The organism is Bdellovibrionota bacterium (assembly GCA_035292885.1).
Lineage (GTDB): Bacteria > Bdellovibrionota_G > JALEGL01 > JALEGL01 > DATDPG01 > DATDPG01.
In genome coordinates, this window is the sequence record DATDPG010000030.1 from 1 (window position 1) to 13,496 (window position 13,496).

Annotated in this window: 12 protein-coding genes; 7 read left to right on the plus strand and 5 right to left on the minus strand. The window is 56.3% G+C overall.

Annotated elements, in window-relative coordinates:
• Nucleotides 1-1,321: glutamate--tRNA ligase (gene gltX / locus VI895_02435; GenBank protein HLG18657.1), on the plus strand; the 1,321-nt coding region annotated here is incomplete at its 5' end.
• Nucleotides 1,322-1,364: 43 nt separating this feature from the next.
• Here the strand turns inward: gltX and VI895_02440 are convergent.
• The 4 genes from VI895_02440 to VI895_02455 all read right to left on the minus strand — a co-directional run bounded on the left by VI895_02440 (nucleotide 1,365) and on the right by VI895_02455 (nucleotide 7,566).
• Entirely contained in the window at nucleotides 1,365-2,801 is a 1,437-nt protein-coding gene (locus VI895_02440; GenBank protein ID HLG18658.1) for a hypothetical protein, read from the minus strand.
• A 266-nt stretch (nucleotides 2,802-3,067) separates the two neighbouring features.
• Nucleotides 3,068-3,538 carry a hypothetical protein gene (locus VI895_02445; protein ID HLG18659.1) on the minus strand — a complete coding sequence of 157 codons (471 nt, stop codon included), beginning with the start codon at nucleotides 3,536-3,538 and terminating at the stop codon, nucleotides 3,068-3,070.
• Entirely contained in the window at nucleotides 3,538-5,397 is a 1,860-nt protein-coding gene (locus VI895_02450; protein ID HLG18660.1) for a DUF885 domain-containing protein, read from the minus strand. The genes VI895_02445 and VI895_02450 overlap by 1 nt, the downstream gene beginning before the upstream one ends.
• Before the next feature lie 15 nt (nucleotides 5,398-5,412).
• Entirely contained in the window at nucleotides 5,413-7,566 is a 2,154-nt protein-coding gene (locus tag VI895_02455; protein HLG18661.1) for a hypothetical protein, read from the minus strand.
• A gap of 65 nt (nucleotides 7,567-7,631) precedes the next feature.
• On the opposite strand from VI895_02455, the gene VI895_02460 reads away from it, so the two are divergent.
• From VI895_02460 to VI895_02485, 6 genes are all read left to right on the plus strand, one after another.
• Nucleotides 7,632-8,798, plus strand: coding sequence for a pyridoxal phosphate-dependent aminotransferase (locus VI895_02460; GenBank protein ID HLG18662.1), 1,167 nt, complete (start codon nucleotides 7,632-7,634; stop codon nucleotides 8,796-8,798).
• Between the two features lie 89 nt (nucleotides 8,799-8,887).
• A complete protein-coding gene (locus tag VI895_02465; protein ID HLG18663.1) occupies nucleotides 8,888-9,667 on the plus strand; it encodes a urate hydroxylase PuuD in 780 nt (259 codons plus the stop codon).
• 41 nt (nucleotides 9,668-9,708) lie between these two features.
• A complete protein-coding gene (locus VI895_02470; GenBank protein ID HLG18664.1) occupies nucleotides 9,709-10,071 on the plus strand; it encodes a cupin domain-containing protein in 363 nt (120 codons plus the stop codon).
• 74 nt (nucleotides 10,072-10,145) lie between these two features.
• The gene (locus VI895_02475; GenBank protein HLG18665.1) at nucleotides 10,146-11,144 is read left to right on the plus strand and encodes a dihydrodipicolinate reductase; all 999 of its coding nucleotides are present in this window, start codon (nucleotides 10,146-10,148) and stop codon (nucleotides 11,142-11,144) included.
• Between the two features lie 66 nt (nucleotides 11,145-11,210).
• Nucleotides 11,211-13,085, plus strand: a complete 1,875-nt coding sequence (gene typA, locus VI895_02480; GenBank protein HLG18666.1) for a translational GTPase TypA — start codon at nucleotides 11,211-11,213, stop codon at nucleotides 13,083-13,085.
• 96 nt (nucleotides 13,086-13,181) lie between these two features.
• Entirely contained in the window at nucleotides 13,182-13,349 is a 168-nt protein-coding gene (locus tag VI895_02485; GenBank protein ID HLG18667.1) for a hypothetical protein, read from the plus strand.
• A gap of 14 nt (nucleotides 13,350-13,363) precedes the next feature.
• On the opposite strand, the gene VI895_02490 is transcribed toward VI895_02485, so the two are convergent.
• Nucleotides 13,364-13,496: acyl-CoA thioesterase (locus VI895_02490; GenBank protein ID HLG18668.1), on the minus strand; the 133-nt coding region annotated here is incomplete at its 5' end.

Genomic DNA, 13,496 nt, shown 5'->3' on the forward strand with positions numbered 1-13,496 from the left:
GGCACTTTTTAATTTTCTCTTCGCCCGCCATCACAGGGGGGACTTCCTTCTTCGGATCGAGGACACGGACAAGGAGAGATCGACACCGGAGGCGACCGAAGCCATTTTGGACGGCCTTCGTTGGCTTGGGATGTCGTGGGACGAAGGGCCCCTTTTCCAAAGCCAGAGGTACGATCTTTATCGATCCAAACTGGACGCACTTCTTCAAAAGGGAAAGGCGTACCGCTGTTATTGCACGCCTGCGGAGCTGGAAGAGCGGCGAAAAGCCCAGCTCGCGGCGAAACAACCTCCCAAGTACGACGGCCGCTGCCGACTTTTGATCGGGAAGCATCTGGAAAAACCTTCGGCCATCCGATTCCTTGTGCCGCAAGGCGGGACTACGGTTCACGACGTCGTCAAAGGCGACACCTCCTTCAACAATCGGGAGTTGGAAGACCTGGTTCTCGCGCGGACCGACGGCAGTCCTACATACAACTTTGTCGTCGTGGTTGACGATGTGGACATGCGAATCACACATGTGATTCGGGGAGACGATCATCTCAACAACACGCCGAAGCAGATCCTGCTCTACGCCGCCCTCGGTTCATCACCCCCCGCTTTTGCCCACGTACCGATGATCCTCGGCCAAGACAAACAGCGGCTCTCGAAGCGTCACGGCGCAACCTCGGTGCAGTCCTATCGGGAGATGGGGTATCTACCCCACGCGCTGGTGAATTTTCTCGCCCGGCTCGGATGGTCGCACGGGGACCAGGAGATCTTTTCGCTGGAGGAATTGATTGAAAGTTTTGATTTGGATAGCGTCGGGAAATCGGCGGGCGTTTTTAACGAACGGAAGCTTCTTTGGCTGAATCAGCATTACATCAAGAACGAAAAGGCGGAATTGTTGCTGGCCGGGTTGGGCCGATTTATTCAGATTCCCGAAGAGAGAAAGTCGGGCGAGGGGTGGAAAAAGACCATCGATCTTCTCCGCGAACGTTCCAAGACGGTCCAAGAGATGGCGGAACTGGCCCGGTTCTATTTTCTGGATGAACCCAAATACGACGACAAGGCCGTCGCGAAGTTTTTGACGCCGGCCATAAAAGACCCGTTTGAAAAGCTGCGGGATTTATTTCAAGCGTGCGAGCCATTTGATGAGGCGACCCTCAGGCCGAAATTCGAAGCCCTGATTACGGAACTCGGGATGAATTTGGCCCAACTCGCACAACCTCTCCGTGTTGCTCTGGTGGGAGGAACGGTAAGTCCGGGGATCTTTGAAGTGCTGGAACTCCTGGGTAAGAAAAGGGTGCTTTCCCGTCTGGAAGCGGTTCTGGCCAGGTTATAGGAGCGAAACGAGCTTCAAGATTCACGCGGATCACGCGCAGGGACTACAAACCCAAATGTTCCAGAAGTTGGACAAAGAACGGGTCAAATACTTCCGTATAATGCACCGGTCGGCGTTCCAATAATTGAAGAGCTTGATTAAAGCCTCTGATTATTTCGATATCTCTTGAATCGGCGTTTTCCGGAGTTCTGAATCGATGGCGAAACCTTCGGATTCTTCCCGCATGGCCATTCCGTGGCGGCCTATAAATGAACGACCTATTGCCGTCGGTAATTTTCAACGGAAACCGGGTCTGCCCGAAGGGTATCCAGAAGCCCTCCTTCAGTATCACTTCCGTCCGAAGAATCGACCGATCCACCTCGGAAAGCGCCGCGCCATTCTGCTCCAGTTCTTGGATTTTTCGCACCTTGATCGTGAGGGCATCACGATCATTTAGGAGTAAGCGCGGAGTTCCGTTAGGTGCAAGGACAGCACGGAACGTCGACCCGTCCGCCGCTCGGATAAGCACGGAGCTGTCACCGAACTGGATCATTTTTCCATGAATATCGGTCAAGACCTGCGTGCCGGGGGTCAGGCGATCGCGCAGATGTTCCACCGAACGCCTCCACTTTAGTTCTGAGAGGATCTCGGCATACCTCCGCTCCCTAAAGAGACCACGTAGTTTCCATACGAGCTGTTCTTGCGACTCCAGATGAATGTCGTGGACGCTGCGGAACTGCCCGGCCTCCCTCCCAATCTCACGAAGAGCATCGAACAGAACTTCGAGTTCGAGAACGGCGGGTTCTTTCTCTGGACGCTTCCGATTCACTTCTTTGGGAGGGCTGTCGTCGGGGGCCGCGCCAGATCCTTGTCCTTTTGGGGCTCCCGCCCCGTCGGCTGGAGGCACCGAATTACGAATCGCCGGCGCAATCGGCCGGCCTTTCGATGGCGCGCCGGAGGTCGTTTGGGAATCGCCGTCCAGCCAATCTCGTAACGCTTTAAAAGGGGGATCCGGTTGGTTGGGGAGGAAGACGAACCCTTTCCTCTCCCGGGAGACTTTGCCGGGATCTGCGCGATCTGCGGTCTCGATGTCCGGAAAGTCTCGGTGGCGCCATCCCATCCGACGAAAGAAGCGTTCAAGCAGTGTCGGCAGTTGCCGTTGGAAACGTCGATAAAACCAAGGATCAAATGCATTACCGTCCAACGCTGTTTTCAACGCTTGGTCGTCATCTAAGGTCAATAATTTGGCGGCCGCGCGGGAGCGCCACCAACCGCACTCCGAACCCTCCCTGCTGGATCCAAAGAATCGGTCCCAAATGGTCGAAAGGCATTGATTTCGAAATCGATCTTTTAACCATTCAACGTAGAGAATGTTGGGGTTGTCCGGATCGAGGTTGGTTTCCTCGCTCTGGACGAGAAATCGTTTAAGGAATTCCTTATACGTCCAGAAATCGGGATTCCCGTGCGCAGGTGATCGGACACTTTCCGGTAGCCAAGGCACCAGAGGAGGGGGATGCGGTACAGGTGCGACTGCCGGAGGAGCGAGTTCAGGTATCGGTAACTGCGCGAAAGCTGGCTGAGGGTAGTCCGCGCTCGTGATCAGAAAGATCGAGCCGAAGACAGCCACACCCTTTCGGGGCAACCAAGTGAAGAAGATTTGAAGAAATCCCCCCGACCGACGCACAGCTATTTCGCCTTAACATGAAGCTAAGTCTGTGTCTATTGCATTGCGTTGGAACGCATGTCGGACGGGAATTCGGCAAATGTTCAACGACGCCGGGAGCGCCGAATTTCGAGGGCCTGAGCTGTGAGAGAGGCCTCGCCGTACTTCCCGACAACCGCGTCGAAGACAGCCCGAATCGAAGAGCCGTCTTTGGCCAGAACGCCCTGAACCATCTGGCGCCGCTGGTCGGCTTCGCCGCCGGTACAGCCGGCATCACCCAACGTCATCGTCGGATCGTTGGGGCAGTTCATGGAGGCGTAAATCATCTGTGCATGATCAAAGTTCGAATCTTCGCCCATGATCGGCGCTCCACCCCCTGGCATCGGTGCGTCGTTTTCGGGAATCGGCGGATGGTTGTGCCCCGGCATGTTCGGAGGCGGCGCGCTTTGCATCGACATCGGCGGCATCATGGGCGGCTTGGGCCGCGTGGCGCTTTGGACGACCTGAATCAGCAAGAGAAGAGCGATGAGGGCCAGAAGAGCCGTGGTGGTGGAAGGTTTCGACAGAAACGACATTATCGACCTCGCTTTCGAAGGGGGGCGCGGCGCCGTTCCAACGACGGCGTCATTCGGGCTTTGACCTTTTCCAAAAGATCCTCGCGATAAAACGTCACGGGAATGCCATCATAATCCAGCAGCAGTTCGTGGAATTCGGCCAGGTCAAAATGCTTTTCGCCGACGGCCGTACGGGTCTCCTCACGGACGGAAAGAATGTCGCGTTTACCCAGGTGATACGTGATCGCCTGGAGCGGCCATTTGGAGTATCGATAGATCTCGCGTTCAGCCGTCACTTCGCCGGAGACGGTTTTGTCGTTGAAATAGCGGACGGCCTCATCGTACGTCATCCGTCCGGTATGAATCCCGACGTCGACGACAATACGGACATTCCGCCATTGGGCGTCTTTAAGTTGAAAAATCCTTTCCTCCGGAGTGTAAAACCCCTGTTCGGCCATCAGTTGCTCGGTGTAATGCGCCCAACCCTCGACACCCAAGCTGTACATCACATCGGGAACGCGGAGGCGGACCATGTACGAAAGATCTTTTCGGCCGCCGCTGATAAACCGCCGCGCGGCAGCTCCCAATTGCAAGTCATGGCCGGGCACGGCTTCATGGACGACGAGATTCGGAGCGGCCGACCGGCAGTGGTTCTGCCTTAAAAGTTCGGGATTCCCGTTCGGGTGTTTCTCGTCGTGCGTCGGCGTCACCCAAAATTGGCCGGGGATTCCGTCTCGGAAGGGCGGAATCGGATTCATCGCCGCGATACTCAAGACATTCGTATATGCGGCGGGAGTTTCCTTGAGAAGCATCGTGTATTCCGCCGGCAGTCGAAACAACTTCTTTTTCTCTATAAAAAGAACCGTCCGGTCGAGAAGTTCCTGGTACATGGCGAACATCTCTTTGTCGGTCGCCGGGGCGTCCTGCTGAAGATCCTTGATCACCCCGGCGTAAGGCTTTTTCGGCTGGCCGCGTTTTCTTTGAATCGTATCGGCGACCTCCTGCATCTGTTTTTCCGTGATCGCGACCTGATCCTTAGCGTACTCAAAGAGCGATTCCGGTGTTTCAGGGGAAAGGAGAAGATTTCGCAACCTCCAAAGATAGTGCTCTTCGCCAACGCCGAAGACGTCGTCTTTGGCCGCGGGCAGGATTTTGGATTTCAGAAACTGTACGTACTGATCGACGGCGTCCTCGATCCCGGAGGCGGCCGATTCCAGTTGAGACCCGAGCTTTTTGAACGCGTCCGCCGTGAGCGACTGCCGTGCGGAATCCAAAACGTCTTTCTTGAAATAAGAGACGATTTCGTTTCGTAGCTCGATGCCGTCTCGAAGCACTTCCCGTTTATAAAATGGAGCCTTCTCCGAAAGCCCAATCTCGAGGTTCTTTTTCCGGCTCGCCAAGACGTCGGGGATTCGGCGCATTCGGGAGAGAATGGCGTTCCATTCTTCCGGCTTCCCCTGTTGGCGGCTGATGTTTTGATAGACCGTACCGACGAGATCGGAAATATCGACGGAGGATCTCCATCCCAAAGGAATGGGCTTTTCAATCCACAAGAGTGTCCAAAGCGCCGCTCGCCGCATAATCGTGACGTCCATACGATCCTCGGCGGCCAATAAATCGTCGCGGTAGGTTTCCAAGTCGGCCAAAATGCCGGTATAAAACGAGCGTTCCTCGTTGCGAACGCTTCCGTCGAAGGGGCGCAGCTTGTCGTCGTATTGCGTCAGTCCCCAATACGTCGCCGATACCGGATCAAACGTGTGGGGTTTTTCGAAAAAGTCGCGCTTAATGTCGTCCAACGTTTTAGCCATTCCGTCTCCCGATGCCGCGATCCATCCCGTGACCGTGACCACGACTGATAAAAGCCAACGCGCCGGCCACATGGGGTGCGGATATTATCAGTCGAGGGAACCGGCGTCGATCAAATGCCCCTGCAAAACATCTTCCTCACGGACAAGAATGCGCAACAGTTTTGGTTTGGATTCTTCCCCTTCGATCTCCACCGTATAATGCCCGTCGAAACGAATGCCCCCTAAGGAGGTCACGCCGTAGGGGACGGTCCATTGAACCGTTCCTTCTGAATCCGGCACGGCCGCTTGCCGAAATTCGATCGGACGGTCCGAGGTTTCGATGTGAGCCGTAAGGAACGCCCTCTTCGCCCGGAGGCGAGCGCGAACGTGCGCACCGGGAACCCGTTCGAACAGCTTCAGCGCGGGCAGATCGCTTCGGTCGGGTGATGCGTACGGAGTGATGAAGACAAGTCTCCAATGGACGGGAAAATCGCCGTTGAGGGCCTCTCCACCATAAAGAAAAAACCGGACCGCCAGGAGTTCAAAAAAAGAATCCCGGGCATCGAGTGTGACTTTGCCGTCAGGTGAGCGGCGGAGCTCGAAATAAACAGAGATGTCGCGCCCCAGCAGCCGGAGCCATCTTTCCAGCCTTCCGGTCGGCGCTTCAAGGAGAAGATAGCGGACTGGATAGCTTTTTACGAAATCGTCGATCGCGCGTGTGTCCCGGGCGCAGAAGAGAGCGAACGTGTCCATGAGCGTCGTATCTTGAAACGGGTGCGCGACGACCGGAACGTTCAGGTCATGCACGAACCAGTGGCCGTAATCCCAGTGGCTGGCAACGGCATTTTCGGTTGGCGGCCTGGGATGTCTCCGAAACTCCGATTCCATAAATTGGGTGACCGTCTCATAGGCGCGATAAAAGGGATGGACATTCCCGGTATGTGTCCATCCCCAAACCACTTGGCCGGGAGAGGCGATGCAAAAAGCCATCGCCCACACGGCTCCCACCGCCAAACTTCGGCGGATGGCGAAAAGGTAAAAAAGATCGTGAAGAAGGGAGATCGCCGCGATCGTGAGGATCGGCGACGCGAGGTAGATGAATCGGAGCTGAAAAAGCGAAAGGATCAGCGCGCCGGAGGCGTATCCGACGAACCACCAGCGTTCCCGCCGAAAGGCTTGGAGGGTAAACCAAACAAACGCCAGGAGGAGGGGGTAAAAACCCATCGAGTCCCAGCTCTTCCAAGGGATTTGCAAGGGCGAGGTGGCTTCGCTGGTGACGGAGAGCGAGCCGCGCGTCGTGTCCAGTGCCGCCATCGCTCCAGAGGTGGGTACCGAAACAATGGAGGGGCCGTGCCGCCAGAACAAAAAGAGAGCGATCGAGGCCGCGTAGCCGACATAAATCAAAATACGCTTATCCAGCCGGAAGGGACGGAGGCGGAAATGAGCCATAAGAGAAAACGGCAGAGCCAGGAAGGCGTAAAGAGCCGGCGTCCACCAGGAAAACCCGAAGATCCAAATCGATCCCGACGTAAATCGATCCGAAAGAGAGAGAGGAAGAAGGCTTAAAAGACTGCTCGCGAAAAAGAGCCAGGAAGCGTACGCGCAGCGGTTTTGAAATCCCGGAGCCCGGTCGATCAGAAACGAAGCCGCGAGAAAAAGAGCGACGACCCATGCCTGGGGCCAGAAACTGGGGCCGAACGCGAGAAGGGCAAGGAGGGCCCATCGGGCGGAAGAGGACAATTTTCGACGCAACCGTTCCAGGAAAAAAAGAGCGGCGATGGTGAACATTGCTTCCAGAAAATGATGGTGGATCTCGCCTACCTTGCTGGCCCGGATATGGCCGGGGGAGAGCGCAAGGACGAATCCGGCGGCGAGTCCGGCGTACGGGCCGGCCAAGGAAGACGCGACGGCGCCGGTTGCCCATAACGTCGGAAGAGAAAGGGCCGGAATCGACAGGGCGGAGAAAATTTGAATCGTTCGAAGATCGCGAACGTTCGCCAACCTTAGAGGTATGGCAATGAGTTCATCCAGGCCGAGAGGCCAGGGGACATCGAACCCCCGGGGGAAGGAGAGGTTGGGGTCGTGCAGCGGATAAGCCGAGTCGCCCTGGACGATCTTCTCAATCCGATGGAGCCGGTAATACGGATCGGTCCCGTTTAGAGCGATCCCATGCTCGGTCACCGTTCCGGGAAGATTTTGAAAACGAAGAGCGAGGTAGAGGAACGAGAGAAGGATCCACGCGAGTCGATAGCGCACGGCCATGATTGTTGCGCAGAAACGGCGGGAAGACTAGAACCGGCTAGTGTCCCGAGTCGGGACACTAGAATATGTTTTCGAGCCGGACACCCGCGCAGTACGCCCCCAACGATCTTGCGCGAGCGATTGAAGAGAAGCGCTCCGCCGGAAATCCGTTCTTGGATCTCACGCTCTCCAATCCCACGCAAGCCGGTTTTCTCTATTCTCGGGACCTGTTGAACCCGCTAACGGATCTTGCTTCCCTTCGCTATGAGCCGTCTCCCCGGGGACTTCGGAATTCGAGAGAAGCTTTGGCCCAATATCTCTCCGCCAACGGTGCGAAGGTGGATCCGAATCATCTCTGGCTGACCAGCAGTACGAGCGAAGCGTACAGTTTTCTCATCAAGATGTTGGTGGATCCCGGCAACGAAGTGCTGATTCCCACGCCGAGCTATCCGCTCTTCGAACCGATTCTTTCGCTGGAAGGCGTGCGGTTCCAGACGTATCCGATTCAATACGATCGCGGGTGGAGAATCGATTTTGAAAGCTTGTCGGAGCGACTGACGCCCGAGACGAAGGCCCTGCTCGCAGTCAACCCGAACAACCCGACCGGCTCTTTCGTCAAGGCGGAAGAACGGCGGGATCTGTGGAGGATCTGCGAGGAGTGGAACCTCTCTTTGATCAGCGACGAAGTGTTTTTCAACTATCCTCTCGGGAAAGAGAGATCCGGAGTTTCGTTCTTGAAAAAGGGCGCCCCCGTTCCGACGTTCACAATGGGAGGCGTATCGAAAGAATTCGGCCTGCCCCAAATGAAGCTCTCGTGGATTCATGCAAGTGGGCCCCAACCCATTCTCGACGAGGCGAGTGAAAGACTCGACTGGATTGCCGACACCTATTTATCCGCATCGATACCCATTCAGGGAGCCCTCCCGGCTTGGTTGAAAAGCGGGTCTGAGGTCATGCGTCAGATTCGCGCTCGAATCCTGGAAAATGAAAGCGTGGCCAATGACCTGTGCAAAAAATCAAAAACGCTGGAGGCGCTTCCGGTCGAAGGGGGTTGGTGCAAGATCCTAAAGTTCGGAGATCGACTGGAAGAGGAGCCTTTTGCAACGGATCTGTTACGCCACGAGGGGGTCCTGGTCCAACCGGGATATTTTTTCGACCTGCCTTTTCCCGCCGCCGCGGTCGTCAGTCTTCTGGTGCCGACGAACGAGTTTTCCGAAGGTTTGCGGCGGGTTCTCCGTCACGCGGCGCGCTAAAAACGGCCGGAGCAAACGTTTGACCGCTCCGCGCCTGCGCGCTAGTTTCCGTCTTTCGTTGATCTACATCATCATTAGGAGGATCTCCCATGGCTTTGCTTGAGTCCCTGTTTCGTTGGTTGCACGTATTTGCGGGCATCGTCTGGATCGGGCATCTCTACTTTTTTAATTTCGTGAACGGGCCCTTTGCCGGAACGATGGACGGCGACACAAAGAAAAAAGTTGTTCCCGAATTGATGCCGCGGGCGCTCTTTTGGTTTCGCTGGGGGGCGGCCTGGACCTGGATCACCGGAGTTCTTCTCCTCCTCTTGGTCTTTTATCACGGCGGAATTCTCTTCAACGACATGGGAAGCTTTGGTGCTCCGGCATTCGTGATGATCGCCGTAACGTTTTTGGGCGTATTCATCTACGACGCTCTCATGAAGTCGCCGCTGGGGAAAAACCCTAAGATAGTCGCCGTGGGTGGAGTCATCTTGGTCGGCGGCGTGATCTGCGCAATGGCCAACTGGGCCGATTTCAGCTACCGCGGATTCAATATCCACGTGGGATCGATGTTCGGGACGATGATGGCGTTCAACGTTTGGTTCCGGATCTGGCCCGCACAGCAGAAAATCATTACGGCCGTAAAGGGTGGGCAAGCGCCGGATGCGGCGTGGGTATCCTTGGCCGGAACACGTTCCCGACACAACACGTATCTTTCCGTGCCGCTGTTGTGGACGATGATCAATGCGCACACGAGCTATTTCGCCGGCGGAAATCTTGGAATTACAGATCGGTCGGCCGGCATCGTTATGCTCGCCGTGATTGCGCTCGGCTGGCACATCGTTTGGCTCTGCTACAAGAAAGCCGGAAAAGTTAAGGGCTTCTAGCTCGCACACCATATCGTCTGGGTGAAAAAGGTGGGATCGTTATGACCGAACCGACCGTCGAGGGATTGATCCGCTTGCTCGACCTTCGACCTCATCCTGAAGGGGGATATTTTGCGGAAACCTATCGCGCGAAGGGCGTGATACCCAAAAAAGGATTGCCCTCCGAATACGGGAGCGATCGAAATTATTCCACGGCGATTTATTACTTGCTCCCCCAGGGAAGCGTTTCGAAGCTCCATCGCCTTCGGACCGACGAGATCTTTCACTTCTACCTTGGTGGATCGATGAGCGTGGCGCAAATCCTTCCGGACGGGACGACGGAAACCGTGGCGCGCGACAGATCCGACGCTCCGGCCGATTCAGGAGGCGATCATCGCGTCTGTGGAGCAGTTTCTCAAAATTGAACGTCGCAACGACGGCGTTGAAAAGGAAACCGAGGAGAGCGACTTCTAACGCGATTCACGATAAAAGAGTCCTCATGAAAAGTCCGATTCGAGTGGTTCAGGTGGGCCTGGGGCCGGTGGGGCAGATGCTGACGCAGCATTTGGCCGAGAGGAAATTCATTTCAATCGTCGGGGCCGTGGATGTCGATCCGGTGAAGAAGGGGATGGACATCGGCGAGTTCGCGAAGCCGGCGAAAAAAACAGGGATTCGAATCCGGCCGTCTTTGAAGGATTTTGAAAAAGGAGAGGCGGACATCGCGGCGATCACGACGACGTCCACGCTGGAATCGATCGCGCCGGTGTTGGAAACCGCGGCAAGAAAGGGGATGGGTGTCGTTTCGACATGTGAAGAGCTCGTTTATCCCTGGCGCCGACAGCCGGCGCTGGCGAAGAAAATCGATGCCGCGGCCAAAGAAGGGGGTGTGGCGATTTTGGGAACCGGCGTCAATCCGGGATATCTCATGGATTTTCTTCCGGTCGCTTTGACGGCCGTATGCCGGTCGGTCACGGCGATTCGGATCGAACGAATTCAGGACGCCTCCAGGCGCCGCATACCCTTTCAACGAAAAATCGGGACCGGCATGACGCCCGAAGAGTTTCGATCCCGCGTGGAGGAGGGGAAGCTGGGACACGTCGGACTCGCAGAGTCGATGGACATGATCGCCGCGCATCTCGGCTGGAAATTGGATCAGACCGATGAGGCCACCGAACCGGTCTTGGCCGAGCGGTCGACGCCAAGCGGATTGGGAACGATTCCGCCCGAAAAGGTGATCGGCCTTTTGCAACGGGCGCGAGGCCGAATGGCGGGAAAAGTGGTGCTCGCCCTCGAGTTTCGCGCCGTTGTGGGTAGCCCGGAAAGCCGCGACACCGTCTATATCGACGGACTGCCCGGACTTTCCGTAACGATTCCGGAGGGAGTTCAGGGAGATGTGGCCACGTGCGCGATCGTCACGAACGCGATCCCCGTTGTTATGGGAACCACTCCCGGCCTGAAGACGATGATCGATCTCCCGCCGGTCTCTTGGCGAGCGTGATTCTCAAGCGCCCTTTTGCCATGAAGCGCCGATTCATGTATTGACGCCGCCCCTTCGCCGGGACCTATGAGTCTAAATATTCGAAACGTTTGTATTATCGCGCACGTCGATCACGGCAAGACGACGCTCGTCGATTATCTGCTTCGGCAGGCAGGGACGTTCAAGCAACACCAGGCGCTGACCGAGCGTGTGATGGATTCCATGGACCTTGAGCGGGAGCGGGGAATCACGATTCTCGCCAAGAACGCCTCGGTGTACGTGGAGGATACGAAGATCAATATCGTCGACACGCCGGGACACGCGGATTTCGGAGGAGAGGTCGAACGAATTTTAGGCATGGTCGACGGAGCCCTTCTGCTCGTCGATGCCGCCGAAGGGCCTCTTCCGCAAACCCGATTCGTGCTTCAAAAGGCGCTGGAAAAAGGATTAAAAATCATTTTGGTCATCAACAAGGTCGATCGCCCCGAGTGCCGTGAGAACCGGCGGATTCAGGAGGTCGTGAATCAAACGTTCGACCTCTTCGTCGAGCTGGGAGCGTCGGAAACACAAGTGGAATTTTCCATTGTTTACGCCTGCGCTCGTGAAGGTTGGTGCACGGTCAACGACAAGGAAGTTCCGGCGCTCTTGAGCGGTGAAAAGAAGGGGACGCTCAAACCTCTCTTCGATCTGATTCTCAGTGAAGTTCCCCCGCCTCGAATCTCTGATGCGCCCGGATTTCAGATGTTGGTCTCGAATCTTGCGTACTCCGATTACGTCGGCCGGCTCGCCGTCGGGCGCGTGACGCGAGGAAGCGTCAAGAAAAACGATCGTATTTTTCACCGAGGTGTGGATGAAGAGGATGAGCCGACGGCCGTTTCGTTCACGGTAACACAGGTTTTGACGTTCGGAGGACTCAAGCAAATCGAGGTGGCCGAACTGACCGAGGGTGATCTCGGTTTGGTGGCCGGGTGTGAAGAAGCGGAAATCGGCGACACATTCGCCGGAAACGACAATGTGCCAGCTTTGCCGAGAATCGCCGTGGAGAAGCCGACGATTGGGATGATTTTTTCCGTCAGCACGTCCCCCTTTTCAGGCCAAGACGGAGAGGCGATTCAATCGAGAAAGCTTCGCGAGCGGTTGTTGCGGGAAGTTCGGCAGAACGTCGCGCTTCGGTTTGAAGAGCTCGACTCGCCGGACCAGTTTCGGATGCTCGGCCGGGGAGAGCTTCAGCTTTCGATTTTGATCGAGCAGATGCGGCGGGAGGGGTTCGAGTTCATGGTCGGCAAGCCGATCGTCTTGATGCACAAAGGAAAGACAGGTGGTGTGGAAGAACCGATCGAACGGCTCGTCCTGGATCTCCCTGAAACCTACGTGGGCGAAGTGACGCAAATGTTTCAGACGAGAAAAGGGATCATGACCCGTTTCGAGCCTATGGCCAGCGGCCTGGAAAGCGCGGTTCGCCGGATCCGTCTCGAGTTTACGATCCCGACCCGGGGACTTCTCGGCATGCGATCGCGGTTTCTGACCGGCACGCGCGGCGAAGGACTCATGAGCAGTGAGTTCTTGCGGTATGAGCCTCATAAGGGAGAAGTGCCCCATCGCACCAACGGCGCCCTCGTTTCCGACCGAGAGGGGGAAACCGTGGAATACGGCCTCTTGGGTTTGGAAGACCGGGGGATGCTCTTCGTTCGTCCAGGGATCAAGGTGTACGAAGGAATGGTCGTCGGCGAGCATAACAAGGAAAACGATCTCAATGTGAATCCTTGCCGCGAGAAGAAACTCACGAACATCCGCGCGGCGCACGCCGAGGTTCTGGTCACGCTGTCCGGTATCCGGTCGATGTCGCTGGAAGAGTCGGTTGAGTGGATCGACGAAGATGAATGGATCGAAGTGACGCCGAAATCGATCCGGCTTCGGAAAAAGGTTCTGCCCAAGAATCTTCGAAGCGTCGTGCGGTCCTAAAGGATCCGCTAGGCAACTTGACGCTCTTCCAGCCGCCCTGACGCGCTGGTCTCAATCAAGGATTAAGGCACGACGAGATGTTGTCTGGCGACGATTGTGGACGGGTATCACCGAGGCCAAAAGTTTATTTTTGTCTCCGATGCGTCGAACTCCAAGCGATCGGCGCAGTTCGACGAGGAATCGTTGCATGGTGCCGGCTGCGACATTCTCACGACGTTCGCGAGCGTGGTGACCACGGAAGTTTTAATGATGAACCCGGAATGAGGTTTCATTGAGTCTTATGGCTTCCGCTCCGCCAGCCGCTGCTCGCGGCGCCTCTTCCCTTCCTCAAAACGGCGTTTTTCCTCCGCCGTTTCGGGCAGCAGGGGAGGAACTTCCGTCGGCTTTCCCTTTTCGTCGATCGCGACATAT